This is a genomic window from Nocardia sp. NPDC003183 (assembly GCF_053590715.1).
In genome coordinates this window covers 210,229-236,467 of sequence record NZ_JBSFTG010000002.1, presented here as the reverse complement: position 1 = coordinate 236,467, position 26,239 = coordinate 210,229, and the positions used below count along the sequence as shown (strand labels likewise).

21 protein-coding genes are annotated in these 26,239 nt (G+C 70.0%); 12 read left to right on the top strand and 9 right to left on the bottom strand.

Annotated elements, in window-relative coordinates; genetic code table 11:
- Positions 1–6: 6 nt before the first annotated feature.
- A complete protein-coding gene (locus tag ACWDXS_RS08930) occupies positions 7–1,134 on the bottom strand; it encodes an acyl-CoA dehydrogenase family protein (protein ID WP_378993460.1) in 1,128 nt (375 codons plus the stop codon).
- A gap of 9 nt (positions 1,135–1,143) precedes the next feature.
- The gene (locus ACWDXS_RS08925) at positions 1,144–2,316 is read right to left on the bottom strand and encodes an acyl-CoA dehydrogenase family protein (RefSeq protein ID WP_378993458.1); all 1,173 of its coding nucleotides are present in this window, start codon (positions 2,314–2,316) and stop codon (positions 1,144–1,146) included.
- Between the two features lie 197 nt (positions 2,317–2,513).
- Here ACWDXS_RS08925 and ACWDXS_RS08920 point away from each other — a divergent pair, with 197 nt between their 5' ends.
- The gene (locus ACWDXS_RS08920) at positions 2,514–3,317 is read left to right on the top strand and encodes a hypothetical protein (RefSeq protein WP_449963806.1); all 804 of its coding nucleotides are present in this window, start codon (positions 2,514–2,516) and stop codon (positions 3,315–3,317) included.
- Between the two features lie 93 nt (positions 3,318–3,410).
- On the opposite strand, the gene ACWDXS_RS08915 is transcribed toward ACWDXS_RS08920, so the two are convergent.
- Complete coding sequence (locus ACWDXS_RS08915) at positions 3,411–4,274, bottom strand: SMP-30/gluconolactonase/LRE family protein (protein WP_449963803.1); 864 nt, start codon at positions 4,272–4,274, stop codon at positions 3,411–3,413.
- Between the two features lie 212 nt (positions 4,275–4,486).
- On the opposite strand from ACWDXS_RS08915, the gene ACWDXS_RS08910 reads away from it, so the two are divergent.
- From ACWDXS_RS08910 to ACWDXS_RS08895, 4 genes are read left to right on the top strand one after another with little or no spacing between them, the layout of a single operon-like run.
- Positions 4,487–5,092, top strand: a complete 606-nt coding sequence (locus ACWDXS_RS08910; protein ID WP_378993454.1) for an alpha/beta hydrolase — start codon at positions 4,487–4,489, stop codon at positions 5,090–5,092.
- Between the two features lie 18 nt (positions 5,093–5,110).
- On the top strand, positions 5,111–5,509 hold the full coding sequence (locus ACWDXS_RS08905) for a hypothetical protein (RefSeq protein ID WP_379313685.1): 399 nt from the start codon (positions 5,111–5,113) through the stop codon (positions 5,507–5,509).
- Complete coding sequence (locus tag ACWDXS_RS08900) at positions 5,502–6,857, top strand: hypothetical protein (RefSeq protein WP_449963799.1); 1,356 nt, start codon at positions 5,502–5,504, stop codon at positions 6,855–6,857. Before ACWDXS_RS08905 ends, ACWDXS_RS08900 begins: the two co-directional genes overlap by 8 nt.
- The gene (locus ACWDXS_RS08895) at positions 6,854–7,558 is read left to right on the top strand and encodes an ESX secretion-associated protein EspG (protein WP_379313689.1); all 705 of its coding nucleotides are present in this window, start codon (positions 6,854–6,856) and stop codon (positions 7,556–7,558) included. Before ACWDXS_RS08900 ends, ACWDXS_RS08895 begins: the two co-directional genes overlap by 4 nt.
- Before the next feature lies 1 nt (position 7,559).
- On the opposite strand, the gene ACWDXS_RS08890 is transcribed toward ACWDXS_RS08895, so the two are convergent.
- Positions 7,560–11,360, bottom strand: coding sequence for an AAA domain-containing protein (locus ACWDXS_RS08890; RefSeq protein WP_449964731.1), 3,801 nt, complete (start codon positions 11,358–11,360; stop codon positions 7,560–7,562).
- A 131-nt stretch (positions 11,361–11,491) separates the two neighbouring features.
- Positions 11,492–13,294 carry a DEAD/DEAH box helicase gene (locus ACWDXS_RS08885; protein WP_449963796.1) on the bottom strand — a complete coding sequence of 601 codons (1,803 nt, stop codon included), beginning with the start codon at positions 13,292–13,294 and terminating at the stop codon, positions 11,492–11,494.
- Positions 13,295–13,356: 62 nt separating this feature from the next.
- Here ACWDXS_RS08885 and ACWDXS_RS08880 point away from each other — a divergent pair, with 62 nt between their 5' ends.
- A complete protein-coding gene (locus tag ACWDXS_RS08880; RefSeq protein ID WP_378993448.1) occupies positions 13,357–14,214 on the top strand; it encodes a carbon-nitrogen hydrolase family protein in 858 nt (285 codons plus the stop codon).
- Between the two features lie 11 nt (positions 14,215–14,225).
- Positions 14,226–14,846, top strand: coding sequence for a phosphoribosyltransferase (locus tag ACWDXS_RS08875; RefSeq protein ID WP_449963791.1), 621 nt, complete (start codon positions 14,226–14,228; stop codon positions 14,844–14,846).
- A gap of 14 nt (positions 14,847–14,860) precedes the next feature.
- On the opposite strand, the gene ACWDXS_RS08870 is transcribed toward ACWDXS_RS08875, so the two are convergent.
- Together ACWDXS_RS08870 and ACWDXS_RS08865 are read right to left on the bottom strand one after the other, a co-directional pair.
- A complete protein-coding gene (locus ACWDXS_RS08870) occupies positions 14,861–16,039 on the bottom strand; it encodes an amino acid deaminase/aldolase (RefSeq protein WP_387447517.1) in 1,179 nt (392 codons plus the stop codon).
- A gap of 45 nt (positions 16,040–16,084) precedes the next feature.
- Positions 16,085–16,621 carry a TetR family transcriptional regulator gene (locus tag ACWDXS_RS08865; protein ID WP_378652196.1) on the bottom strand — a complete coding sequence of 179 codons (537 nt, stop codon included), beginning with the start codon at positions 16,619–16,621 and terminating at the stop codon, positions 16,085–16,087.
- A 336-nt stretch (positions 16,622–16,957) separates the two neighbouring features.
- Between ACWDXS_RS08865 and ACWDXS_RS08860 the strand changes: the two genes are divergently transcribed.
- The gene (locus ACWDXS_RS08860) at positions 16,958–17,701 is read left to right on the top strand and encodes a tyrosine-protein phosphatase (RefSeq protein WP_378993445.1); all 744 of its coding nucleotides are present in this window, start codon (positions 16,958–16,960) and stop codon (positions 17,699–17,701) included.
- 10 nt (positions 17,702–17,711) lie between these two features.
- Here ACWDXS_RS08860 and ACWDXS_RS08855 read toward each other — a convergent pair whose 3' ends face one another.
- Together ACWDXS_RS08855 and ACWDXS_RS08850 are read right to left on the bottom strand one after the other, a co-directional pair.
- Positions 17,712–18,956: a class I adenylate-forming enzyme family protein gene (locus tag ACWDXS_RS08855; protein ID WP_449963786.1), complete on the bottom strand. Its 1,245-nt coding sequence runs from the start codon at positions 18,954–18,956 to the stop codon at positions 17,712–17,714.
- A 78-nt stretch (positions 18,957–19,034) separates the two neighbouring features.
- Positions 19,035–19,829, bottom strand: a complete 795-nt coding sequence (locus tag ACWDXS_RS08850; protein ID WP_378993443.1) for an enoyl-CoA hydratase/isomerase family protein — start codon at positions 19,827–19,829, stop codon at positions 19,035–19,037.
- A 174-nt stretch (positions 19,830–20,003) separates the two neighbouring features.
- Here ACWDXS_RS08850 and ACWDXS_RS08845 point away from each other — a divergent pair, with 174 nt between their 5' ends.
- The 4 genes from ACWDXS_RS08845 to ACWDXS_RS08830 are packed head-to-tail and all read left to right on the top strand — an operon-like array spanning position 20,004 to position 26,069.
- A complete protein-coding gene (locus ACWDXS_RS08845; RefSeq protein WP_378993442.1) occupies positions 20,004–20,723 on the top strand; it encodes a hypothetical protein in 720 nt (239 codons plus the stop codon).
- Positions 20,720–21,682 (top strand): ATP-binding cassette domain-containing protein, encoded by a 963-nt coding sequence (locus tag ACWDXS_RS08840; RefSeq protein ID WP_378993441.1) that lies wholly within the window; start codon positions 20,720–20,722, stop codon positions 21,680–21,682. The genes ACWDXS_RS08845 and ACWDXS_RS08840 overlap by 4 nt, the downstream gene beginning before the upstream one ends.
- Positions 21,679–22,464, top strand: a complete 786-nt coding sequence (locus tag ACWDXS_RS08835) for an ABC transporter permease (protein WP_449963782.1) — start codon at positions 21,679–21,681, stop codon at positions 22,462–22,464. The genes ACWDXS_RS08840 and ACWDXS_RS08835 overlap by 4 nt, the downstream gene beginning before the upstream one ends.
- Positions 22,464–26,069, top strand: a complete 3,606-nt coding sequence (locus tag ACWDXS_RS08830; RefSeq protein WP_449963779.1) for an ABC transporter ATP-binding protein — start codon at positions 22,464–22,466, stop codon at positions 26,067–26,069. The genes ACWDXS_RS08835 and ACWDXS_RS08830 overlap by 1 nt, the downstream gene beginning before the upstream one ends.
- Positions 26,070–26,239: the final 170 nt, after the last annotated feature.

Below are 26,239 nucleotides of genomic sequence, written 5' to 3'. Positions count from 1 at the left end.
ACGAAGCTACAGCTCGACCAGGTCGTACTCGCCGATCCGGTCGGCCAGTTCCCGCCGATGTTCCAGCGCCCCACCGAGTGTCTGCCCGATCGCGGTCAACCGGGCGACATAGTGGCTCACCGGGTACTCCGCGGTGACGCCGATGCCACCGTGCATCTGGATCGCCTCCTGGCCGATGTGCTCGGCCGACTTCCCCACCTGCAACCGCGCCCGTGACGCGACCACCGGATCGTTGCCGCCGTCGGCCAGCGCCGCCGTCGCGTACAGGCTCATGCTGCGGGCCAGTTCCAGCGAGACGTAGCAGTCCGCCGCGCGCTGGGTGAGCACCTGGAACTTCGACAGCGTGACCCCGAACTGCTTGCGGGTCTTGAGGTATTCGGTGGTGAGCGTGAGCGCGACCTCCATCGCCCCGACCGACTCCGCGCACAGCGCCGCCTGCGCGTAGCCCTGGGTCAAGGCGATCTGCTCGGCGGCGTCGACGGCGTCACCGAGCAGCTGGCCCGCCGCGTTGTCGAAGTCGAACTGGGCGGCGCGACGACCGTCGAAGGTGCGGTACGACCGTCGTTGCACGCCATCCTGATTCGGGTCGACCAGGAACAGCCCGGTCCCGCCGCCGGGCAGCAGTGCGCTGACGATCACCTCGTCGGCCACATCACCGCGCAGCACCGGATTCTTCACACCGGTCAGCGCGTAGTTGTCGCCCTGGGCCACCGCGGTGGTGGTGAGCTCCGTGGACGGCCACCGCAGGCCGGGCTCGGCGTGCGCGAAGGCGAGCAGGATGGTTCCCTCCGCCAGCGCGGGCAAGAGCCGTTGACGCTGCTCGGCACTGCCTGCCAGCCGCAGCAGTTCGGCCGGGATCACCACCGAGTCGAGCACCGGTTCCGGGGCCAGCGCGCGACCGAGCTCCTCCTGCACCAGCATCGCCTCGACCGGGCCCGCCCCGACGCCACCGTCCTCCTCGGGAATGGTCAGCCCGAGCACCCCGAGGTCGGCGAGTTGCTTCCAGACCGTGCGATTCCAGCCGGGGTCGGTGTCGCCGCTCTTGGTGAGGGCTTCGCCGTCGTAGAACCGGTGCAGCAGTTCGCGCACGGTGTCGCGCAGCATCGTCTGTTCTTCGGTCAGTGCGAGTTCCATGTCAGCGCCTCACAATCCGAGGATCGTGGAGGAAATGATCGAGCGCTGGACCTCGCTCGAGCCTCCGTAGATGGTCACCTTGCGGTAGTTCAGGTAGCCGGGGCCGGTGTGCTGGGCCCACGCGGGCGAGGCGATGTTGTCGGCGTCGACCGGCAGCGCGTCGGCGCCCGCGACGTCGAGCAGCAGTTCGGTGGCGGCCTGCTGCAAATCGGTGCCCTTGAGCTTCAGTACCGACGACGCCGGATTCGGCTTGCCTTCAACAGAATTGGAGACCACCCGCAACTGGGTCAGTTCCAGGGCGAGCAGTTCGTTCTCCAGCTCGGCCAGCCGCGCCGCGAACACCGGGTCGTCGAGCAGCGTGCCGCGCCCGGTCCTGGTCGCGCGGGCGTAATCCTTCGCGAGGCCGAGCTTGACCTTGGTCTTGCCGACGCCGGTGATGGAAGTGCGTTCGTTGCCGAGCAGATACTTGGCGTAGGTCCAACCCTGGTTCTCCTCGCCGACGAGCTGATCGGCGGGCACCCGGACGTTCTCGAAGAACACCTCGTTGACTTCGTAGCTGCCGTCGATCAGCTTGATCGGGCGCATGGTGACACCGGGCGACTTCACGTCGAAGAGCAGGAAGGAGATGCCCGCCTGCTTCTTCGGCGCGTTCGGGTCGGTGCGCACGAGGCAGAAGATCCAGTCGGCGTACTGGCCGAGCGTGGTCCAGATCTTCTGGCCGTTCACGATGTAGGAGTCGCCGTCGCGCACCGCCGTGGTCCGCAGTGACGCGAGGTCCGAGCCCGCGTCGGGTTCGGAAAAGCCCTGGCACCACCAGATGTCGAGCGCGGCGGTGGGCGGCAGGAAGCGCTGCTTGAGTTCCTCGGAACCGAACTGGGCGATCACCGGGCCGACCATCGAGGCGTTGAACGTGAGCGGCTCCGGTACCGAGGCCAGCTGCATCTCGTCGAGCCAGAGGTGGCGCTGCATCGGCGTCCAGTCCTTGCCGCCCCAGGCCACCGGCCAGTTCGGCACGCACAGGCCGTTGTCGTTGAGGATCTTGTTCGCGGTGACGATGTCCTCGCGGGACAGATCCTGGCCGTGCTTCACCCGATCGCGGATGTCGGCGGGGATCTCGGTCGCGTAGAAATGCCGGAGCTCGTCGCGGAAAGCGACCTCTTCCGGGGACAGGGCTAACTTCATACGGGTCTCCCAGTCACTCGTAGCCGTCGAAGAGAAACCTACCCTTCGGTAATCCTCGGTGTCGACTACATCACACACGATGGCTGTCCCAGCGGCCCCCGCCGCGCTGTCGGCGGCTCGGCGACCCGCGCGACGACCTGGTACGTTGCCAGACGAACCGGACTATCCGGCGACGAGCATCCATCGAGGAGTCACGGGTGAACGGCAGATCCATCGCAGGTAGAGCAGCGGTCGTCACCGCCGCGAGCATCGGCGCGCTGGCCCTGCTGGCCCCGAGCGCGATCGCGTCGCCCACCGACGACGCGATCGGCCACCTCACCCACCTCGCCGGCGAGGACACCACGGCGAAGGCCGGTGTCGGCGCGATCGCGAGCTTCACCGGCATCGTCGGCGTCGACGCCCTGCGTGACATCTCGACGCAGTTCACCCCCTTCACCTACGCGGCCCCCACCTTCGGCTGCGGCAGCAACGGCCCGATCACCACGATCATCGCCGCGGCGTCGTTCGAAGGGCCGGGCCCGCGCACCGCGACGAGCCTGACGCCGGGCGATATCCGTTTCAGCGCGAGCCCGCGCCACTCCGGCGTTCCGCTGGCCTCCGGCCTCAGCGTCGCGTGGGTCAACGTCAACAACGGTCAGAGCGGCATCGTCGGCCTCGACGACCAGACCGAGTTCAATCTGCCGTCACTGTCGAAGACGGTGCACAGCGGTGCGGGCACCGTGGTCGCCTCCATGTGGGGAACCATCGACTACGCGGGCGCCCGCTGCGTGATGACCCCGACCGTCGGCACGTTCGTCGTGCCCGATCTGCCGGTGGTGGTCCCCGAAGCCCCCGCGGCACCGCCGGCCCCCGAACCGCAGGCCGTGAGCCCGGGCTCGGGTGAATCCTCCTCGAGCGCACCGACATCGAAGGCCCCGGCGCCCGCTCCGGTCGAAACGCCCCAGCCCGCCCCGGCGCCCGCTCCCCCGGCCCCGCCCGCGGCGACCAACGTCGGCGGCTGAGCCGGGGTTCAGTAGGTCCCCTGGCCGGCGGACGAATTCGCCGACCGGACAACGGCGGCCCGGTTCCGCGCGCCGGTCACCTCGGCGGTCGCGTCAGCCGATCGGGCGGATGCGCAGGACCGTGCCCTCCTCGGAGCCCGCGAGCAGCGCCGACGGGTCGGACGGGTCGGCGACGACGGCGGTGAGCGGCTGGGTGGCGACGACGGTGCACGCGGTGCCGGTGTTCGGGTTGACGCGGACCAGGTGCCCGGCCAGCGTGGTGACGTACAGGGCACCGTCGCGCACGACCAGGTCATCGACGAAATCGGGCAGTGTGCCGAACGAGGTCAGGTCGGCGACAGTGGTCGCCGCGCCCGGGTGGGTACGGGACAGTCGCAGTACGCGACCGACGGGTCCACCCGCACCGACGAAGTTCGCGGTGACGTAGACCGAGTCACCCGACACCACAACACCGTTGGGTCCCTCGATGCTGACGGCCGACCACCAGTCCATGTCCTCGGTGCCGTCGCGGCGCAGGCGGTGGAGTCCGTTGCCGGTGGTCACGTACAGATTGCCGTCGGCGTCGAAGGCGGCACCGTTGGGCTGCGGGAAGCCGGTGGCGAAGGCGACGGGGTTCGGGCGCGCGGCCGCCGGGTCGAAGCGGACGATGCCGCCCGAGCCTGCCAGCGGCGAGTTACCGGTGACCACGTACAGCAGTCCGTCGGGACCGAGCCGGACGGCACCGGGCGAGGGCACGGCCACCGTGGCGGTCAGGCGCCCGTCGCGGTCGTAGCGCTGGACCTCGCCGCGCATGACCCGCGAAACCCACAGGTCACCCTGGGCGTCGATACCGAAGTTCTCCGACCAGTCCAGCAGCGGCACACTCGACCTGATCGCGACATCTTGGCGCGCCTGTCCGCACAGGGACAGCGGGGCGGCGCCCGCGACGGCGCCGGAACCGAGCGAGGCGCTGGTCACGACAGCCGCACCGACCACAACACGGACGACGCAACGACGGAACGACAACATCTGTAACCCTCGACTCTGTTGACCCGGTTCGACGCGCGAAGTCTAACGGCTGCGGGCCCACCGTGTGCAGCCCACGTCACCTGCGGTTCCCATCACGGGGTACCACGTACTAGTGCTGTCTCCCAGAACAATTCGATCGGCCGAACAGCGATAATCGACAGGTGCCCTATTTCGACAGCGAGCGTGGACGATTGCACTGCCGGTGCTGGTCCGTCGACCGACCGGCGGCGCGGCTGGCGCTGCTGCCGGGTACCGGTCAGCACAGCGGGCACTATCACCGCTTCGCCGCGGCGTTGCGTCCCGCCGGGATCGAGCTGTGGGCCCTCGACACCTCGGGGCAGGGACTGAGCGAGGGCGATCCCGACGCGCCGGGCACCATCGACGAGCTGACCGCCGACGCGCGGGGATTTCTCGAACTCGTCCGCGCCGATCACCCGGACCCGCCGGTGTTGATGGGGCACTCCCTCGGCGCCGTGACCGCCGTGCACCTCGCCCACGAAAACTCCGCTGACCTGGCCGGACTCATCCTGTGTGGTACTCCGCGCCGCGTCGCCGACATCGCGCCGGAGCCCGGTCTCGCGCTACTCGCGGTGCACGGCGTGGACGACCGGCGCGCACCCGTCGATGTAATCCGGCTATGGACAGCACGGCACCGATCGGTAGATTTGCGCGAGTACGCCGACGCCGGACACGACCTGTTGCACGAACCGGTGCAGCACCGCGTGGCGGCCGATATCGCGGAGTGGGTACTCACCGCGGTGCGATGAACGACGAAGGGGGAACCGGTGCAACCGAATCGAACGGGGCTGCCGAATACGGCGGCTCTCGGCCAAGCCGTCGACGAGGGCGGGTTGTGGATCGACGGGGTGCTCGTCGCCGACGGCGCGCCCGAGCGCTGCGCGCTGCGCTACGAACGGCTGGCCGATGAGGTCGAGGCCCAGGTGCGGGTGCTCAGCGCGACCGCTGTCATCCCCGGTTTCGGCGGTCTTCCCTCGGGCGGTGCCCTGCGCACCGGTTTCGAGTCCAAGGCCACCGAGGCACTCGACGAACTGCGCGCCTACGCGAGCACCGCGCGCGACCTGGCCGCCGTGTTCCGCGCCGCCGGGGCGAACTTCCGCGAGGCCGATCAGGCACTGGCGGGCGCGGTCGCCGCGATCGAGGTTCCCGGTGATGGCGATGCGTAGCATTTCCGGCCGTACCGATGTGGACTACGTTTCCGTCGTCGAAGTCTTCGACAACCTGTCCCATGCCGACATTCACAGTGCGGTAAGGCAACTCGATCCAGCCGCACTGGCAGGCGCGGGCGAGACGTTCCTCACCACCGCCTCGGGCCTCGGCGACGGCGTCGAGATCGCACACGGTGAGATCCGTGCCGCCATCGCCGACGGCTGGCGCGGCGCGGCGGCCCAGCAGGCCGCCGACGCGGTACGCGACTTCGAGCAGGCCGGTCGGCGCATCGCCGATGTCTTGACCGCGGTCGGCGTCCGGCTCAGCCAGGCCGGTGACGCCGCCGAGTCCCTGCGCTCCGCGGTGGCGGAACCCGAGGGGGCACAGCCCGATCCGGCGGCCGCGCTCCTGGACTCCGAGCAGGCCGCGAACAACGCCACCATCACCCGCGAGGCCGAGAACGCCCGCCTCGACGCGGTGCAGGCGATGGAGACGATCTACGCCGGAGCCTTCCTGCCGACCGGGTCCGGGGTACCCGCCTTCACCGGAATCGCCACGGAGACAGGAACTGTCACCGCCGGTGCGACGCCGTCGGGTGCCGCTCTCCCGGCTGGAATTCCGCAGGCGAGCGCCGTTGTCTCGTCGGCGACGACACCGGCCACCGTCACCGCCGCCACGATGCCCGCCGCATCCGCGCCGGTCGCCGGAACTGCGGGCACCCTCTCCACCGGCAACGGCGCGCTCCCGACCAACGGGACCGCCGCGACCCCGGGCGTGGTCGCGAACGGGACGACTCCGGCGACTACCGCCCCTGCCGCGACAACAGCCCCGAACCAGCCGCCTGCCAACGCCGGCAGGGTGAGCACCACCACCCCGGCCTCGACCACGGCCTTCCCCGGCACGATGTCCGTCAGTGCCCGAACCCGTCGCGCGGGAACCTCGACTACGTCCGTACCCGCCGGCGCGACACCGCCCCCCGGCGAATCGAACGACGAGACCCACTCGGCGAACACCGCGGCCGCCGGCAACGCGACGGGAAGCGATACGGCCACGGAGGCAGCGAGCGAGGGCAGGCAGGAGCGCGATCCCTCGGTGTCCGGTGGCGAAGCCGCCACCGGGATGGGCGCGGGCGCGATCGGCGGAATGATGGGTGGGGCGATCGCCGCCGCGGATCAGACGCGGCCCTCCGGTGGTCCGCGTCCCGCCCAGGTGGCCGAGGAGCTCGAGGACGAGGAAGACGAGTTCCTGCGGTTCCTCGAGGAGGAGCCGACCTACCTCGAGCCCGCCGACGAAGTGAACGCGCTGATCGGGAAGATGGAGCCGACCAGTCCCGCGGTGCTCGGTGAGTGGACCGAACGGGAGTGAACTGGCACTTCACCCCGGACCAGTTCGCGCTGGGCTGGGCGCGCACCGACGGCGACCGGATCCCCTATCCGCTCGCCGTCCGTGCGTCCGCACGCGACACCGTCGAGCGGGCAGCCCAGCAACCCGCGCTCGACGCCTGGTGTGCTCGCACCCTCGACGCCGACCTCGCGGCCGCCCTGCGGGTGCTGGCGAAACCGGAGATCCGGGTCGAGGTCTGTGGCCACGCGCCCGCGCCGGTGCGGATGCTCGGCGCGGTCACCGCGGATGTCGCGGTTCTCGCGGTGCAGGATCCCGGTAGCGCTGCCGACCGTGGCGGTTCGGTACACGTGCAGGTCGGTAGTACGAAACGTCTTGCCGCCCAGGTGTTCTCCCGGCTCCCCGCCCAACGCCCAGGACTCACCCCGCGCATCACGGCACCGGCGACCCGGGTCGAGGAGGACAGCCGCGACCTGGTGACCGCCCCCGTCGCCGGCCCCTCCGACGCGGCGCGCATACGCCGACTCCTCCAGCGCCCCCGCACTGGCATCGGCCAGATCCTCGTCGCGGCAGGCACCGACCCCAAGCCCTCGGGCGTGCTGTCGTGGATCGACCTCACCGGCGACGGCCGCTACCTGGTCCACGCCAGCCGCCACATCGACATCACCCCCGCCACCCCCGACACTGCCGTCGAATGGCTACGCCGCCTTCTCCGCAGCGTCTGAATCAGCCGAGCTGGAGAAAACCGGCGAGGTCCGCGAGTTCTTCGGCGGTATCCGGGAGGTACTCGGTGAGCAGGGGTGAGCGGATGACGATCGCCTTCCACATAGCCCGGCACAGCGTGGCATGGATGACGGTGCGCGACAACAGCGGCCGCATCCCGAAGGGCGCGTCGGCGGGGGTCGAGGTGGTCATCGACAACAGGACCACCGCGGCTTCCCGGCCACGGAAGCGATCCGGAGTACCCACCAGCACGTCTTCGATCTTGGCGCGGGCCAGCAGCGTCCGGATCCGCGCCACCTGGGCGGCGTACGGCGCGACCACGAAGATGTCGTGTGGGTGGAGTTTGCGGGTTCCGCCGTCGGAGGTCCACGTCTCGCCGAGCAGGATCCGGACCTGGCGCACCACTTCGCGTGCCTCGGCATCGGATTCGGTGGCACTGCCGCGGTGCTCGACGAGCACCGTGCTCACCCCGGGCGCGATCCCGGCCAGATCCCTGGTCAGCGTGATGGCCTCGTCCGCGCGCAGCCGGCCGTCGTAGCAGCAGGCCGACACGGGCTCGCAGATCGCGGGGTGCATGCGCCAGGTCCGGTCGAGGAAGTAGCCGCGTTCGACGGGCAGGGTCCCCGCGCCTGCACACAGCCATTCCAGGGCCGAGACCTGCACGGGCTCCGGATGTTTCGCCTGCGCCCTGGCCGGGACCGGATCGCCGATCAGCAGCAGGTTGCGCGCGCTCACCGCGACCGCGACGGTGTCGGCCAGTGAGCATTCGCCCGCGTCGGCGATCACCAGCAGGTCGAGCGCGCCGGGCGCGATCAGTCGTTCGTCGACGAAATCCGCCGTGGTACCACCGATCACGCACCCGTTGACAGCGTTGTCCAGAAAGCGCGGGTACCGGGCGGCATCGATCGCCGACCAATCCGGACCGACCGAGGCGACGTCCTTCTTCGCCACGAGTTCGGGCAGCAGGCCCGCTTCCACGACCGCGTCGAAGATCCGCTCGATCACCGCGTGCGACTGCGCCACCACCCCGATCCGCCATTTGTGGCGGGTGACGAGCCGCTCGAGCGCACGCCCGGTGATGCCGGTCTTGCCGGTACCGGGCGGCCCGTGCACGGCCAGGTACGAGGCGTCCAGTGCGCCGACCGCGTGGGCGAGGACGGCGCCGAGATCGTCGTGGGGCTGCGGCAGCGCCATCCCGTCGCGCAGCCGGGGCGCGCGACGCAGCAGCACATCGTAGACCGCGTTCTCCGGCACCCACGGCAGGCTCATCAGCAGATCCTGAGCGGTGTGCTCCAGTGCGGCCTCGATCTCGGCCTCCCCGTCGGGCGGGCCGGGAGCGATGGCGGCGGGCAGGTCGTCGTAGGGCGGGCAGCCTGCCGGGAGCAGCTCTTCCAGCCGGACGGTGTCGTCGAAATTCGGGTCGACGGCGCACCCGAGCACGGTGGCGGTGGCGGTGGCGCGGCGGCCGAGCGTCTGGGTCATGCCCGCCGCGGCGGCACCGTCGTAGATGGTGACCATCTGGGTGCCCGGGGTGAGCGTCGCGCCCGTGCCCAACCTGCCGGTGAGCGTCAGGTAGCGGCGCATCGTCGGAAGCTGTGGCGTGCGATGCCATTTGGTGTCAACGGTTCCCCATTCGACGACGAGCACACCCGGTGCGTCGGCCCAGTCGCCGACCGGATGGCCGAGCCGATCGATGTGGGCCCACCAGCGCGGCTGCCGTTCACGCCGGTGATAGCCCAGGACCGCGGCCGTCAGGGCGGCGGCGCGCGCCGAATCCCCCTGCGCGTCCGCGGCGAACTCGCTCAGCGCCGCTTCCAGCGAGCCGGGGTGCAGCGAGGGCGGCACGTCGGATTCCGCCACGGCGAACCGGGTGCCCGGCACCGCGATTCCCGCGTCGGCCGCGCGGTCGAGCAGCCAGTCGCGGATGCCCAGAACCGTCGCCGCCCGACCCGGCGTATCCGGCAGCAGCGCGGCGAGTCCCGTTGCGTCATAGGACTGTTCGCCGATCAGCAGCGCCGTGCGCACGATCGGCGCCAGGTCGACCAGCGCGCCCTCGGCCAACAGCTCGTCCAGCAGATCGGCACCGGTGCCGAGCCTGCCCGCCCCATCGAGCAGTGCCGTGCGAATATCCGAACCGTAGTGGTACACGCGCACATCCGGATCCGCCGCCCGATGCTCGGCGATGATCTCCAGCAGCTCCTCGAGCACTCCCCCGTCCTGCGTCGACGGGCCCGCGTGTTCGAGGCCGAGAGGGCTGCGCGGCACCGCGTCGACACCGGTCTGGCGCGGCTCGGCGGCAAGCGGATCCGCCGGGTCGTCGCCGATGGCCGAGTCGTCACCGATGACTATGCGCCCGAACGAGATGGTGTCCGCTTCGGCCGGATCGGCGCTGGGGTAGCCCGCCGCGTTCGCGGGTTCGACGCCGCCGGGCCCGAAGACCACGGCGTTGGTGTCCATCGGACCGACGGGCATACGCGGCCGGTAACCGACGCTGTTCGGCTGTTCCACACCGGCAACGACCGGCCGGAAGACGATGGTGGTGGCGTCGGCGAGTTCGAGGCCGGTCATGGCGCCGTGCCGGTCCAGGTCGATGACCAGGGCGAGGTCGCCGGGGCGCGGTGCGGGCAGGGCCCCGAGCGCGGTGGCGTCGCGCAGGGTGAAGGCCGGGCGGCCGGTGCGTTCGCGGACGAGCTGGATATCGGCTTGTTTACGCAGGGCCGCCAGCGTGCGCGGAGCCAGTCCTGGGACAGGAGTGGCGGTGGTGGCGAGACGATCGATCGTGAGCACGCCGGCCTCACGCAGCCTGGCCCGCTGGGTGGGTCGGATCCCCGCGACCAGCAGCAGGTCTCGCGCATTCGCCGCCGCGGCACGGCAGCTCGGGCACCGCCCGCAGGCCAGATAGCGCGGGTCACCCCACTGGACCGGCAGCAATTCCGCCAGCTTGTCCTCGATGATGTGCTCCACACGAGCCCGCCGCGCCGAATACACCGGCGCCAGTTCCGCGCTCACTTCGCGCCGCACACCCTCGGCGGTCCACAGATACGCGCAGGGATCGACTCCGATCCCCGCGTCGGCGAGTGCCTGCGCGCACGCCGCGAATTCCAGGCGCGCACTCAGCAATTCACGAGCCGGATCGACCTTGACCGCCTGCACCGACGCCGCGACGCGCTCGAAAGGCGTCCGGCCCGCGGCCAATTCGCGTCGCAGCACCCGGCTGTCGGCAGGAGATACCGCGCCGGATCCGGCGAAACTACTGAATTCCTCGTCCGCCGATGCCGAATCGCGTGCCGGCAGAGGCGTTCCCGCCGGACCTGGCGACACCGCAGCGTCCTCGACGTGCGACCACGCCGACGGCGCGTTCCCGCGACCGTCGCCACGATGCGGCGCGCCGGGAACGCCGACCGAATACTCACCGAGCGCGCTGTGCACGGTGTAACCAGCGCGACCACGGACCAGAAGGTCGGCACCACAGGCGAATCGACCGTCGAAGAACACCGCGCCGTAGATCGCCTCGGCGCCGGAACTCTGCGCTCGCGCGGTGTGCTCCGCGGCGGCGGTCAGCGCCGCGATCCGGGCCGTCGCGTCGCCACCGAGCACCTCGGGCGACGGGATCCGGACCAGCCTGTCACCGAAGTGGGCGACCAGTTCGGCGGACGGTTCGGCCGTGCGCACCAGCGGGGCTGTCATGTCGGGAACCCCGGGCAGATTGCCGAGAGCGGCGTCGATTCCGCGCAACACCGCGAACTCACAGTTCGCCGCGCGCGCGAGATCGCCGACGGCACCGACCACCCGATCACCGGACACGAACAAGCGCGGCCCTCCTGTGTTCACGCACACCCGACGCCCATCACCTTAACCAGCGCTGCGAGCGACCAGGGCACTACCCACGGACAGGACGAACGCGCCTGACCTCGGCCCTGGTGCGCACGAGCGGACTAGGTGCGCGGCTTACGCCGTTCGGTGCGCGGACGTGCCTCGCGGTCGCGGCGCGGGCCGCGAGCGTTCAAACGTTGCGCCGGTGCGCCCTGGTCGGGCGTCAGCTGGATCAGCACACCGCTGATCCTGGTGCGCCGCAAGGCTTCCAGCGTTTCATTGGGCAGGTTGGCAGGCAGCTCGACGAGGCTGTAGTCGGGCCGGATGCTGATGTGACCGAAGTCGCTGCGACGCAGGCCACCCTCGTTGGCGATGGCGCCGACGATCGCGCCGGGCACCACGCGGTGCCGCTTGCCGACGCTGATCCGGTAGGTGGCGAGTTCTTCGCCGTTCTCCCGGTTGAACGACGGCGGACGCGGGGCGCGGTCCTCGTCGTCGTAGCGGCGCGGAGCGCGCTCACGGTCGCGGTCGTAGTCACGCTCGCGGCGCGGGGCGGGCTCCGGCTCGGGCGACATGAAGAAGTTGTCGCCGCCGTAGCCGCCCACGGCCAGTGCCGCGGCGATGTCGGCGAGCGGGGTGTTGTGCTCGGCCTCGTAGTCCTCGATCAGCTTGCGGAACAGCGCGATGTTGTCCGAGGCCAGGTTCTCGGTGATCGAGTCACCGAACTTGGAGGCACGCGTGGCGTTCACGTCGTCGACGCTCGGCAACTGCATCTCGGTGAGCGCGCTCTTGGTGGCCCGCTCGATCGACTTGAGCAGGTGACGCTCGCGCGGGGCCACGAACAGCAGCGCCTCGCCCGAACGGCCGGCCCGGCCGGTGCGGCCGATGCGGTGCACGTAGGACTCGGTGTCGTGCGGGATGTCGTAGTTGACGACATGGGAGATGCGGTCCACGTCGAGACCACGCGCGGCGACATCGGTGGCGACCAGGATATCGATGCCACCCGCCTTCAGCTGGCCGATGGTGCGTTCGCGCTGGTTCTGCGCGATGTCACCGTTGATCGCGGCGGCGGAGAAACCACGCGAGCGCAGCTTCTCGGCCAGCTCTTCGGTGGCCTGCTTGGTGCGCACGAAGATGATCATCGCCTCGAAGGTTTCGACCTCGAGCACGCGAGTGAGGGCATCGAGCTTGCGCTGATGCGACACCTGCACATAACGCTGGGTGATGTTGGAGCTGGTCTGCGTCGTGGACTTGACCGTGATCTCGACCGGATCGTTGAGGTACTGCTTGGAGATCTTGCGGATCACACCCGGCATGGTGGCCGAGAACAGCGCGACCTGCTTGTCCTTGGGGGTGTCACGCAGGATGCGCTCGACGTCTTCCTGGAAGCCCATCTTGAGCATCTCGTCGGCCTCGTCGAGCACCAGGTAGCGCAGCTGCGACAGGTCCAGCGTGCCCTTTTCCAGGTGATCGATCACGCGGCCGGGCGTACCGACCACGACGTGCGCGCCACGGCGCAGACCCGACAGCTGCACGCCGTAGCTCTGCCCGCCGTAGATCGGCAGCACGTGCAGACCCGGGATGTGCGAGGAGTATTTGCCGAACGCCTCGGCGACCTGGATCGCGAGCTCACGAGTCGGCGCGAGCACCAGGGCGCTCGGCTTGCGCTGCGCGGTGTCCAGGTTCATCAGGATCGGGATCGCGAATGCCGCGGTTTTGCCGGTGCCCGTCTGCGCGAGGCCCACCACGTCGGCGCCGGAGAGCAGCGGGGGAATCGTCGCCGCCTGAATCGGGGACGGCGACTCGTAGCCCACATCGGCGATGGCCCGCAGCACGCGGTCATCGATCCCGAGATCGGCGAAAGTCGGGCCGGTGTCGTTCCTGTCGTTGTCGGCAGGAACGCTGTCGACCTCATTTGTACTCATTGACCACGAGTTTACTGCCTGGCGGTAGCTGCCCCAACCACCAGGTGAATACGGTGAGACCTATGCAACTGCGCGACGGGTCAGCACATCAGGAACTTCAGCCGGTGACAGTAGGGATCGCGGTGGTCCAATTCGCCCCCGGAACCGATCCCGAAACCAATCTGTCGACCCTGCGAGAACACGTGCGGACGGCGGCCGCAGCGGGTGCGCGCGTGGTGCTCGCGCCCGAATACTCGATGTTCGCTGTGACTCGGCTCGATGAGCGGGTGGTGGCGATCGCGCAACCGCTCGACGGTCCGTTCACCAGTGGACTCGCGGCGCTCGCCGCCGAATTCGGCGTATTCCTGGTCGCCGGTGTGGTGGAGTTGCCGTCACCGGGGGCGACCCGGATCAGTAATACCCTCGTCGCGCACGGGCCCGACGGCGCGCGCGTCGCGGTGTATCGCAAGGTGCATCTCTATGACGCGTTCGGTCATCTGGAATCGGATGTGGTGGCAGCGGGGCCGCTCGTCGCGCCTGCGACTTTCGCTGTCGACGGTGTGGTATTCGGCATGCAGACCTGTTTCGATCTGCGATTTCCGGAAGGGTGTCGGCGTGTCGCGGCGGCGGGCGCACACGTGTTGCTGCTGCCCGCGCAGTGGATTCCGGGACCGGCCAAGGTCGACCAGTGGACGACGCTGCTGCGGGCACGCGCCATCGAGAACACGGTGTACGTGGCCGCGGCCGATCAGTGCGCGCCACGCGGCGCGGGTTCGTCGATGATCATCGACCCGGCGGGCACGGTGCTGGCCGAACTGGGCGATGAACCGGGCGTGGCCTCGGCAACGGTCGACACGGCGCATCTGGCCAGGGTGCGCACCGCCAATCCCAGCCTGTCGCTGCGACGGTTCACCATTTCCGAGGCGTCCGGAGCGGAGTAGCGTTCGAGGCGATGGTGTACCCGGATCGGGCAGCGGCGGGCCGCGCTCTCGGCACGGCCCTCGAACACCTGCGGACCACCCGTCCACTGGTGCTCGGGTTGCCACGTGGGGGTGTGCCGGTGGCGGCGGCGGTGAGCGCGGCGATCGGCGGGGAACTCGATGTCCTGCTGGTCCGCAAGCTGGGGCTGCCGTCGCAGCCGGAGCTGGCGATGGGGGCGCTCGGGGAGAGCGGACTGCTGGTCCTCAATCGTGACGTCGTCGACCACAGCCGGGTGAGCGCAGAGGCGTTCGACGAGGTGGAACTGGCCGAGCGGGCCGAACTACGCCGTCGGCAGGCGATCCTGCGGGTCGGCGACTCGATCCCCCTGGCGCGGCGCACGGTGGTGATCGTCGATGACGGGATCGCGACCGGGGCCACGATGGTGGCCGCGTGCCGGGTGGCGCGGGCGCAGCGGCCGGATCTGCTGGTGGTGGCCGTGCCGGTGTCCGCGCCCGAGGCGGCGCGGCGGGTCGAGCGCGAATGTGACGAGCTCGTCTGCCTGTGGACGCCCACCGACCTGGGCGGAGTCGGCATGGCGTACAGCGACTTTCACCAGCTCGACGATGACGAGGTCATCGCGCTCCTGCGCTGAGACGCCTGTCGACCTCAGCCGAAGCACTGACCTTCGCCGCGGTAGGTGGGAACCGTCGTGCGGGTGCCCGCCTCGTCGACCAGATGGAGCTCGGCGAAGCGTTCGCACAGTTCGCCCGCCTTGGCATGGCGGAACCAGACGCGATCACCGATCTCGAGTTCGGCGCCACCGGCCAGCGGCGTCTGGACCTCGCCCGCGCCTTCGGAGCCGAGCAGCTTCAGCCCCGCGGGCCACACGGGGACCGGGACGCGGCTCGGACCCGCGGGGCCCGACGCGATGTAGCCGCCCGCGAAGACGGTCGCGATGGTCGGTGCGGGTTTGCGCAGGACCGGGGTGGCGAAGAACAGCGCGGGGCGGGGCGTGAACGAGCGGTAGTGGTCGAACAGGGTCGGCACGTAGAGGCCGGAACCGGCGGTCACCTCGGTGACATCGGGATCGGTGATCGAGACTTCGATCGAACCGGTGCCACCGCTGTTGACGATCTCCAGCGGGCCCGTCACCGCCCGGACAGCATCGACCACCCGGGTACGGCGGCGCCCGATTTCGAGTGCGGACAGGCGTTTCACCACGCGCACCGCGGGGTTGCTGTCGGGCAGTCCGGCGATCTGCGACTCGTAGGTCATCACACCGACCACAGCGAACCCGCGCCGCAGCGCCTCGGCGGCCAGCGCGGCGGCGTCCTCGGGGCTGCGCACGGGCGAGCGCCGGGCACCCAGGTGCAGGGGGCCGATCCGCAAAGCCGCGTCGACGTCGAGGCAGACGCGGGGGTGGACCAGCTCGGTGCCGAGCGCGGCCCGGGTGAGTTCGAGCTGGGCGACATCGTCGATCATCAGCGTGATCGCCTCGAGCAGGGCCGGGGCGGCGGCCAGTTCGGCCAGCGCGGCACGGTCGAGAACCGGGTACCCGAGCAGCACGTCGCGGGCACCGAGGCGGACCAGCCAGATGGCCTCACGCAGCGAGTACGCCATGATCCCGGCGAAGCCGTCGCGGGCGGTCAGTCCGTCGCCGAGTACACGCTCGAGCACCGCCCGGCAGCGCACGGATTTACTCGCCACCCGCACCGCGATGCCGTTCGCGCGCCGGACCAGGTCGGCGGCGTTGCGGTCGAGCGCGGTCAGGTCGACGGCGGCCAGCGGCGGGTCGAGCTCCGCGGTCGCCGCGTGCAGATGATGCAGCGATGTCGTCGGTGTCACACGACTACTGAACCACCTATTTGGTCAGTCGTCCAGCATTGCGCGTCAGCTTTCGACCGCCTTCAGCGTCAGGCAGCCGACCAGGTCGTCGATCACCACGAGGATCGTCTCGTCGTTGCCGTCGGCCAGCCAGCGCAGCACCGCGCCGTGGAACACCGACACGAGGTAGCCCGCCACCGAGTCGACCGGCTCCAGCCACTGCGTGCCGGACAGGCGCGCGCACATCCCGAGGAAGTCCGCGGCCTCGTCGTCCATCTCGCGGAACATCGCGACGGCGGTCGGGTCGCCGATGGTGTCACCGGTGGGCGCCCACCGCAGACGCAAGGTCTGCAACGCGGCTTCATAGGCGGCGATTCGCCGGGCTGGCGCGGCCTTCACCAACGGCCAGTAGGTGCTGAGCCCGGCATGTAAGAACACCCGCAGCGCCCGAACGCCGGTAGCGTCCGAACTGGCGGCGGCTTGTTCGACGGCATCACATACGGCGGGCCGTAGCGAAATTTCAGTTAGTTCACGGCTGGCGCTCAACGACGACTCCTCGGCAACAAATATCGCTGCCCGCGGCGATGCGAGCTTGGTGGTCACCGAGCTCGATCTTAGAAGGTTTTCAGGATTCACGAACTGGTTCAGCCATCCTTTTCAGACTGAAAGATTGTTTTGTTATCCGAATGCGACCTTTTGTAAAACCGACCATACGGCCTCAATTTGTCGCATTCCTGGATATCCGACACCCCCGCGCCGGAATCCGCGCACCTGGTCGATTGTACAAGTAGGCCCTGGTCAGCTCCGTGGGTGTGAGCGACGACGCTCCGGAGGTGTGTGCGACGGCACAGTGGCACCCACCGGAACGGACGCAACACATCCGGTGACCGATCCGCGAACTCGGCGCGGCGGCGACGGAGTCGCCGATAACCTGGTCAGGTGACTCTTTCGCCTCCTGCCGACCAGTTCGCCCTCAGCGGCACCTTCAATTTCCGCGATGTGGGCGGCCTTCGCACCGCCGACGGCACCACCGTTCGCCCCGGCGTCCTGCTGCGGTCGGCCCAGCTGAGCGGTCTCGACGACAAGGGGCACGACACCCTGCGTGAATTGCGGGTCACCGATGTGCACGATCTGCGCGGCATCGTGGAGATCGACCACATCGGCCACGACACCCTGCCCGGCGACGTACGGCTGCACGTGACGCCGTTCGATTCGCGGATGGAAGAGGCGCCGCCGCACGAGGCGAAGACCGTCTCGGCGTTCGCGCACATGATCGAGGTCTACCGCGCCTTCCCGACACTGCCCGAGGCGCACACCGCGATCGCCGAGCTGGCCGGCTCGGTCGTGCGCGGCGACGGCGCGGTGCTGGTGCACTGCGCGGCGGGCAAAGACCGCACCGGCTGGGCCGTGGCCACGCTGCTACGCGCGGTCGGCGTCACCGAGGAGGACGTGTACACCGACTTCCTGGCCAGCAACGCGGCGGTCGAACCGCTGCGCAGGCTGCTGGAGCCGAAGATCGGCAACGGCGACGCGCTCTCCGACGACCTGCTCGGCGTCCGCGAGGAATACCTGCGCACCGCCGACGCCAGCGTCCGCGAGACCCACGGCGACATCGAGACCTACCTCACCACGGTCGGCCTCACCGGCGACCTCCGCGATGCCCTGCGGGCGCGCCTGCTCTGACCCGCCCGGATCAGAGCCCGCTGACGCGACGGCTCGGGTCCACCCGAACCAGTCCGTCGGCATCGATGCTCACGAAATCGCCCGTGTGGAACCAGCTTCCGCTGAACCGGGCGGCCGAGGCGTCGGGGTTGTTCCAGTAGCGGCGGCTGACATTCGGTCCGCGACACAGCAATTCGCCGTGGCCGGCGCCTGCCTGCGGGCCGGCCAGGGCCAATTCGGTTCCACCGAAGGCGAATCCGAGGGCCGATCCGGCGTCGACACGCTCGGTGTCGTCGACCACGAGGCCGATTCCGCTGGTCTCGGTGGCCCCCCAGACCGACCACTGCTTGGCCGCGGGGAACAGCCCGCGCAACGCGGCGGTGAGGGTGGCGGGGGCCGCCGCGGCGGCGCGTTCGGAGCGGTGACAGGCCTTGCTGATCCGGCGTACACCGGCGCCGGCACGGCGGGCGACGAGTTCGGGTACCAGCCCGGCGAGGATCCGCGGCGTCCCCGAGACGGTGTCGATCCGCTCCCGCACCAGCACGTCGGCGAGACTGCGCGCACCCGGCGCGAGCACGACTGTGCCACCCACCGCGAAGGTGGGCAGCAGCTGATCCACGCACCCGCTGGCATGGGCGAGCGGCAGCAACACCAGATTGCGCAACCCGTCGGCGGGCAGCCCGAGCGCGCCGACCACCGACGACACCGCCGACAGCAGGTTCTCGTTGGACAACTCCACACCCGCGGGCATGGACCGACGGGTGCCGGTGTAGCAGAGCAGCGCCGGATCATCCAGGGCCGCACCGTCATCGATGTAGGCGGTGCTGTCGGGCAGCGGGCCGTCGGGGCCGAGGACGAAATCGGCTCTGCTGTCGGCGATCACGCGGTCGGCGATCGCGGCGGGCAGGGCGTCGGGCACCAGCACCGGTACCGCACCCGAGAGCAACGCGCCGAGAAACGCCTGCACCCAGCGCGCGCTGGTCGGCATGTGCACCGCGACCCGATCGCCGTAGCCGATGCCGTGGCCCTGCAGGCCGCCCGCGATCCGCGAAGCGCTGTGCCAGAGTTCGCGGTAGGTCAGCCGCGGCCCGCCGACCTCGACGACCGCCTCCCGATTCGTGAACGAGTGCACGCGCAGGTCCAGCAGTTCGGTGAGGGCCGGGCTGAGGTCGCCGTAGCGCAGCACGCCGTCGGAGCCCCGCCGCAGCTGCGTTGCCGCACTGGTGGCGGGGAACTCGAAGACGGCCGCGCCCGGTTCGTGCTCGCCATGACCCATCCGGACCTCCGTACGTCGATACAGCCGCACCTGTGACTATATGACGTGGATCACATCGCTGTCAGGCAGTCGGCGCGCTCATTCGCCGCGATAGGTCGCCTTACCCGGTCCGATATCGAGAAAGCTGCGGACCGCGCCGCGCAGGTCCGCGGTGGCGAACAGCTCGCCCGAGACCTCCGGCGTCACCGAATCAGCGTGTGCCACACCGCCGGAACGCCACGCCTCGATGATCTGCTTGGTCGCCGCGTGCGCGCGTGTCGGGCCGTCGGCGAGACGGGTGACCAGCGCGCGAGCCTCGGTCTCCAGGTCCTCGTGGACCGCGTTGACCACGCCCCACTCGGCCATCGTCGCGGCAGGGTAGAGGTCGCCGGTCATCACGAACTCGCGGGCGCGGCCCGAACCCGCCCGCTCGGCGAGCCGCTGCGGCCCGCCCATCGACGGCGTGAGCCCCACCACGGTCTCCACCAGCCCGAACTTCGCCTTCGGCGCGGCCAGGATGATGTCGCAGGCCAGCGAGATCTCGAAGGCGGCGGTCAGGGTCAGCCCGTGCGCGGCGAACACCACCGGACACGGCAGCGCTTCCAGGGGGTGGATGATCTGCTCGAACAGCTCACGCCACAGCTGCGCGCCCTCCTCGACGGTTCGGCCGTCGAAGATGTTCACGTCGACTCCGCCCGAGACGACCTTTCCCTCGGCCCTGATCAGCAGTGCCCGCGGCGGCAGCCGGCGCACCGCGGCGATATCGGCGATCAGCGACGCGATGAGTGTGCGATCGAACAGGTTCAGCGGCGGGTGGTCGAGGGTGATCGTCGCGAACTCGGCGCCGGCTTCGGTGAAATCGCGGATGAGTCGGGTTGGCTGGTTTTCACTCATCGGGTCAGCGTAGAACCCGGGCCCGCGGCCGACAGCGTCAGTCGGACCGGCCGACCGGAATCGGTCGCGCACGTCACGGAACCGCGGGCTGTCGGTGGTCGTTGGCATGATGAGCTCTGGGGCGCGCAAGTGCCCTACAGTTCGACTCGTTGGGGCGAAGAGGAGGACGACGCCGTGTTCAAGAACGCGATCGAAAAAGCCGTGGTCGATGTGCTCGACACCGGATCGAAGCTGCAGGCGCCGGCCGTACGCCGCTATGTCGAGTTCCTGCGTGAGCGTCATCCCGGGGAGAGTCCGGCCCAGATCGTGACACGGCTCGAAAAGCAGTATCTGCTCGCCGTCACCGGCAGTGGCGCCGCGGTCGGCGCCACCGCGGCGGTGCCCGGGGTCGGCACGATCGCCGCGCTCGGGGCCGTGAGCGCCGAGACCGTGTTCTTCATGGAGGCGTCGGCGCTGTTCACCCTGGCCCAGGCCGCGGTGCACGGCATCGAGCCCGAGAACAAGGAAGCCCGGCGCGCGCTGGTGCTCGCGGTCGTGCTCGGTGACGCCGGAATGGCGATCGTGCAGAAGGGGCTGAGCACCCAGTCGAAGAACTGGGCGGGCGCGCTGGCAGGCAAGGTTCCCGGCCTCGGCGGGATCAACAGCAAACTGCTGCAACAGTTCATGAAGCGCTTCATCACCAAGCGCGCCGCGCTGATGGCGGGCAAAGTGCTGCCCGCCGGCATCGGCGCCGCCATCGGTGGCGCGGGCAACCGGGCGCTGGGCAAGGTCACCATCGAGAACGCGCACAAGGCTTTCGGCCCCGCGCCGGCGATGTGGCCCACTCCGCTGCACAACGTGATCGACGCCGATCCGCTGCCCGCGATCGGCACCGGCAAGGTGAACAAGAAGTGAGCAGGAGCCGCGGCGGTGACGCTGTGCTGGTGCGTGGCGTCGGCAAACAGTTCGGTCCGGTGAGCGCGGTCCACGAGATCGACTTCACCGTCCCGGCGGGGTCGGTCACCGCGCTCGTCGGTCCCGCGGGAGCAGGCAAGTCGACGGTGCTGCGGATGGTGCTGGGACTCCAGCAGCCGACCACCGGCGATATCGAGGGCCCCGGCCACGGTCCCGCCGCGGTCGGGGCGGTACTGAGCCCCCGTGGGCTGCATCCGGCACGCACCGTGCGCGAGCAGCTGCGGTGCTACGCGCCGGTCGCGGGCGCGTCCCGTCGCCGGGTCGCGGCGGTGCTCGACGAGACCGGGCTCACCGCCGTCGCCGAAACCGTGGTGGCGCAGCTGCATCCGGGTCAGCAGACGCGTCTGGCCCTGGCCATGGCGTTGCTGGCCGATCCCCCGCTGCTGGTGCTCGACGATCTGTTCGCGGGTGCGAACGGCATCGAACGCGGCTGGCTGCACGAGCTGCTGCGCCGCCAGGTGAACCGCGGCGGCACCGTGCTGGTGAGTTCGGACGCACTGGCCGATGTGGTGGCGAGCGCCGATCAACTCGTGGTGCTCAGCGAAGGCACTGTCGTCTGGCAGGGCGCACCGGCCAAGCTGCGCCGCGGCCATCCCGACCGGCTCGTCGTCGCCGCGTCCCCGTCCATCGCACTGGCGACCGCGCTGGCGGGACGGGGCTTCACCGACGCGGTGATGCGCCCCGACGGCCGGCTGGCCGTCGCCGAGGCGGACGAGGCCACCATCCGTGCCGTCGCGGAGCTCGCGCAGGTCCGGATCGGCAGCATCGTGGCCGACCCCATCCACCCCGACCGGGTGCTCGCCTCGCTCACCAAGCCACGCCGTCACCGGCACACCGTGCCCACACCGAATCCCGCCGCGTACGCCCCGGCGCCGACCTCGTATGGGATGCCCCGATGACCACCTCCGTGCTGCCCGCCGATCTCGTTCCCGGTATCGATACCGAGGCGCGCAAGATCGTCGCGCTGCGGCAGACCCGGCTACTGCTGGCCGCGCCGATCGCGCTGGCACTGGTCGGGACGCTGATCACCGCGATCATGTCCGGGCCTGCCGATCCGAAGGGTCAGCCCGCGACCGGCGCCGCCACGGTCGGGCTCTACCTCGGGATGATCGCGGTCTTCGTGGTCGCCGCACTGCTCGGCATCGCCGCCACCGGAGGTGAGTACCGGCACAAGACCATGGCGCTGAGCGTGCTGTTCGCGCCCGATCGCGACCGGTTGGTCATCGTGAAATACCTCGCCACCGCCGCGTTCGCCTTCGCTGTCGCGCTGGCCGCCGAGCTGGTGAGCTTCCTGGTGCTGTTCGTCGCGGCGCGCGGAAAATTCGCACTCGGCTGGCAGCTGATCGAGGTGCTCGCCGCCGGTCTGCTGGTCGCCATGTGCTGGGCGGTGCTCGGTGCCGGAATCGGGCTGCTGCTGCGCACCTTCAGCGGCGCGGTGTGGCTGGTGCTCGGCTGGGCGTTCGCGCTCGAACCGCTGATCTGGGTGGTGGCCAAGGGTTTCGGCGCGGGCGGATTCGCCGCGCTGCTGCCCGTCTCGGCCACGGTGGCCGGAGTGAGCGCGGGCTCGTTCGACGAGGCCGAGGTCTTCGCACCGACACCGGCGGCCCTGGTGGTACTGCTGCTGTGGACCGCAGCGGTCGGCGCCGCGGGGTGGTGGGACCTGCGCAACCGAGACCTGTAGTGCCCGCGACCGCGGGTTCGTCGGGCTGGATCCGCAGGCTCTGGCGGCTGTGCCTGGAACATCCGCGGCTGCTGGCGGGCATCGTGGTCTCGGTGCTGGCGGGTGCGGCCGTCGCGATCGCCGCACCGCTGGCCACCAAACGCGCGGTCGACGCCGCGCAGGTGGGCGACACCGCGGTGATCGGCAGCGCCGCCGCTGTGCTCGCCGGGCTGGCCGTGACCCGGTTCGTCGTCACGTTCGCGCGCAGGCTCTGGGCGGGCAAACTGTCGCTGGAAGCGCAACACAGCCTGCGGATTTCGCTGCTCGCCGCCCTCCAGCGGCTCGACGGCGCGGGTCAGGACGCGATCCGCACCGGACAGGTGGTGTCGCGCTCCATCACCGATCTGCAACTGGTGCAGGGACTGCTGGCGATGGTGCCGTGGTCGGGACTGGCCGTATTGCAGTTCGTGCTGTCGGCGGTGGTGATGGTGTGGCTGAGTCCGCCGCTGGCGCTGGCCGCGCTGCTGGTCGCGCCCGCGATGGCATTGATCGTGTTGCGGATGCGGCCCCGGCTCTACGCGGCGACCTGGTCGGCCCAGCAGCGCGCGGCCGACCTCGCCGAACACGTCGAACAGACAGTGACCGGAGTCCGGGTGGTGAAGGGATTCGGGCAGGAATCCCGAATGGTCGACATCCTCGAAGACCACGGCCGGCTGCTGTTCGCCGAACGGATGCGCGCCGCGCGGATCAATGCCAGGTTCGCGCCGGTGGTGTCGGCGCTGCCCCAGGCCGGGCTGGTCGCGGTGATCATCGTGGGCGGGGTGCTCGCCGCGCACGGCGCGATCGGCATCGGCACCTTCCTCGCGTTCACCGCCTACCTCGCCACCATGACGTCCTCGGCCCGCACGATCACCTCGGTGGTGATCATGGCTCAGCTCACCAAGGCCGCCGTCGATCGGGTCTTCGGGGTGATCGACGCGGCGCCGATACTCGTCGATCCAGCGGACCCCACCGAGCTGCCGCCGGGACCACTCGGGATCGAATTCGATGCTGTCGGTTTCGGTTTCGAACCGGATCAACCGGTGTTGCAGGAACTCGATCTCACCGTGCGCCCGGGCGAGACGGTGGCGGTGATCGGTCCGGCGGGCTCGGGCAAGTCCACGCTCTCTCTGCTGCTCCCCCGCTTCTACGCACCCGATACGGGCCGGATCAACCTCGTCGGCGCCGACGGTACCCGCGTCGACCTGGCCGACCTGCGCGCCGACGAGCTGCGCGGCGCGGTCGGTGTCGTCTTCGACGATCCGTTCCTGTTCTCCGACACCATCGCCGCCAACATCGCGCTCGGCAGGCCCGACGCCACCGACGCGGAGATCGCGGCGGCCGCGAGGGCCGCCGCCGCGGACGAGTTCATCGCCGCACTGCCGGAGGGCTACGACACCGTCATCGGCGAACGCGGGCTGACGCTCTCGGGCGGTCAACGCCAGCGCATCGCCCTGGCCAGGGTGCTGCTCACCCGTCCCCGCGTGCTGGTGCTCGACGACGCCACCTCCGCGGTGGACGCCGTCACCGAAGCCGAGATCTTCCGTCGCCTGCCCGATCCGGGCGGGCGTACCACGTTGATCCTGGCGCACCGCGAATCGACGCTGGCCCAGGCCGACCGTGTCATCCGGTTGCCCGCACCCACCGGTTCGGTGGTGCCGACGGCCGCCGACCCGACCACCCCGCGCGACGACGCGGGCAGGCCCCGATCCATGGCGTCGACGTCGACCGACCTCAGCGAAACGCCGGAGCTGCGCGCCGCGGTCGACGCACTGCCACCGGCCACCGAAGACCCCACCCTGCCCGGCGACCTGCGCGCACCCCAACCCGACTTCGGCCTGCGCGCACTACTGCGCCCGGTCCGCGGCCTGGTGTGTGTGGTCGTCCTGTTGCTCGTCGTCGACGCGCTGGTCGGGATCGCCTTCCCGCCGCTGGTCCGCTATGCCATCGACACCGGTGTCACCGCCGGCGACGACACCGCGCTGCTCGTCTCGGCGGTGATCGGGATCGGTCTGGTACTGGTCGGTCTGGTGGTCGGCGCCGTGGTCACCGTTCTCACCGCGCGCACGGGCGAGCGCGTGCTGTTCGGTCTGCGGGTGCGCAGTTACGCCCAGTTGCAGCGGCTCGGCCTGGACTTCTACGAGCGTGAACTGTCCGGCCGCATCATGACCAGGATGACCACCGACGTCGACGCGCTGTCGACGTTCCTGCAGACCGGGGTCGCCACCGGGCTGGTCGCGCTGATCACCCTGATCGGCGTCGCCCTCGGGCTGTTCCTCATCGATGCGGGGCTGGCCGTGGTGGTGCTGATCGCCGTCGCGCCGATGCTGCTGGCCACCCTTGCCTTCCGGCGGGTGTCCTCGGTCGCCTACACCGTCTCGCGCGAACGGGTCTCGGTGGTCAACGCCGGATTCCAGGAGAACATCGCGGGCCTGCGCGCCGTGCAGGCCGCCCGCTACGAGCCTGCCGCCGCGCGGCGTTTCGCCGAATACTCCCACCGCTATCGCGATGCCAGGATCCGCGCCCAGCGCGCGATCGCGGCCTACTTCTCCTTCGGCCTCGCCTGGGCCGACGTGGCCTTGGCCGTGGTGGTCTACCTGGGCGCCAACGCCGTCGCCGACGGGCGCACGTCCACCGGAACGCTGGTCGCGTTCGTGCTCTACCTCGGTCTGCTGTTCAGTCCCATCCAGGATCTGTCCCAGGTCTTCGACGGCTACCAGCAGGCCAGGGTCGGACTCCGGCGCATCGGCGACCTGCTGCGCACCACGTCGTCGATCGCCGCCGACCCACCCGACGCGATATCTGTCGATCGCCTGCGCGGTGAGATCAGCTTCGACGACGTTCACTTCCGCTACCCCGGTGCGAGCGCCCCCGCCCTCGACGGCGTCACCTTCACCGTTGCGCCCGGCGCGACGCTGGCACTGGTGGGCCCGACCGGCGCGGGCAAGTCGACGATCGTGAAGCTGCTGGCCCGTCTCTACGACCTCCCGCCCGATCCGGCGGCGGGCGCGATCCGGGTCGACGGTGTGGATCTGCGTAAATATGTCCTCACCGAGTACCGGACGCGGCTGGGAATTGTGCCCCAGGAAGTTCACTTGTTCACCGGCGACGTGGCGAGCAACATTGCATTCGGGCAAACATTTGCCACATCGGTGGACATCGCGATCGCGGCCGACACCGTCGGTGCGTCGGAAATGATCAATGGTTTACCTCGAAAAATGCATCATCCGGTCGGTGAACGCGGCCGCGGGCTGTCTGCCGGACAGCGCCAGCTGATCGCCTTGGCCAGGGCCGAACTGGTCGATCCCGACCTGCTGCTCCTCGATGAGGCCACCTCCACCCTCGATCCGGAAACCGAGGCATCGGTGCTGGTAGCGAGCCGATCGCTGACACGGGGGCGGACCACCGTGGTGGTCGCGCATCGACTCGCGACCGCGGCGCGCGCCGATCTGGTCGCGGTGGTCGAACACGGCCGTATCGTGGAATTCGGCGCACCGTCAGACCTACTCGCCAGTAACGGCCGGTACTCCCGACTCTGGGCGGCGGGGCTGGAGGCAGAGGGCATAGTGTCGACCCAAGACCGGTAGCGACGCCTGTCAACCGCTGGGCATATGCTCGGTGAGGGCGCATCGGCAGCCATCCGCTGATTCCCCTGCCGGGCACGTCACAAACGTCGCAGCGCGAAGAACGAAATGAGGCGAACACCAGCTGTGAGCAGCTCAACTTCCCAGTTCGGACAGAACCAGTGGCTAGTCGA

Coding starts and splice junctions, on each gene's coding strand:
- ACWDXS_RS08930 (WP_378993460.1), bottom strand. CDS start 1,134: ATGGAACTCGCACTGACCGAAGAACAGACGATGCTGCGCGACACCGTG.
- ACWDXS_RS08925 (WP_378993458.1), bottom strand. CDS start 2,316: ATGAAGTTAGCCCTGTCCCCGGAAGAGGTCGCTTTCCGCGACGAGCTC.
- ACWDXS_RS08900 (WP_449963799.1), top strand. CDS start 5,502: ATGCGTAGCATTTCCGGCCGTACCGATGTGGACTACGTTTCCGTCGTC.
- ACWDXS_RS08885 (WP_449963796.1), bottom strand. CDS start 13,294: ATGAGTACAAATGAGGTCGACAGCGTTCCTGCCGACAACGACAGGAAC.
- ACWDXS_RS08880 (WP_378993448.1), top strand. CDS start 13,357: ATGCAACTGCGCGACGGGTCAGCACATCAGGAACTTCAGCCGGTGACA.
- ACWDXS_RS08875 (WP_449963791.1), top strand. CDS start 14,226: ATGGTGTACCCGGATCGGGCAGCGGCGGGCCGCGCTCTCGGCACGGCC.
- ACWDXS_RS08855 (WP_449963786.1), bottom strand. CDS start 18,956: ATGGGTCATGGCGAGCACGAACCGGGCGCGGCCGTCTTCGAGTTCCCC.
- ACWDXS_RS08850 (WP_378993443.1), bottom strand. CDS start 19,829: ATGAGTGAAAACCAGCCAACCCGACTCATCCGCGATTTCACCGAAGCC.
- ACWDXS_RS08835 (WP_449963782.1), top strand. CDS start 21,679: ATGACCACCTCCGTGCTGCCCGCCGATCTCGTTCCCGGTATCGATACC.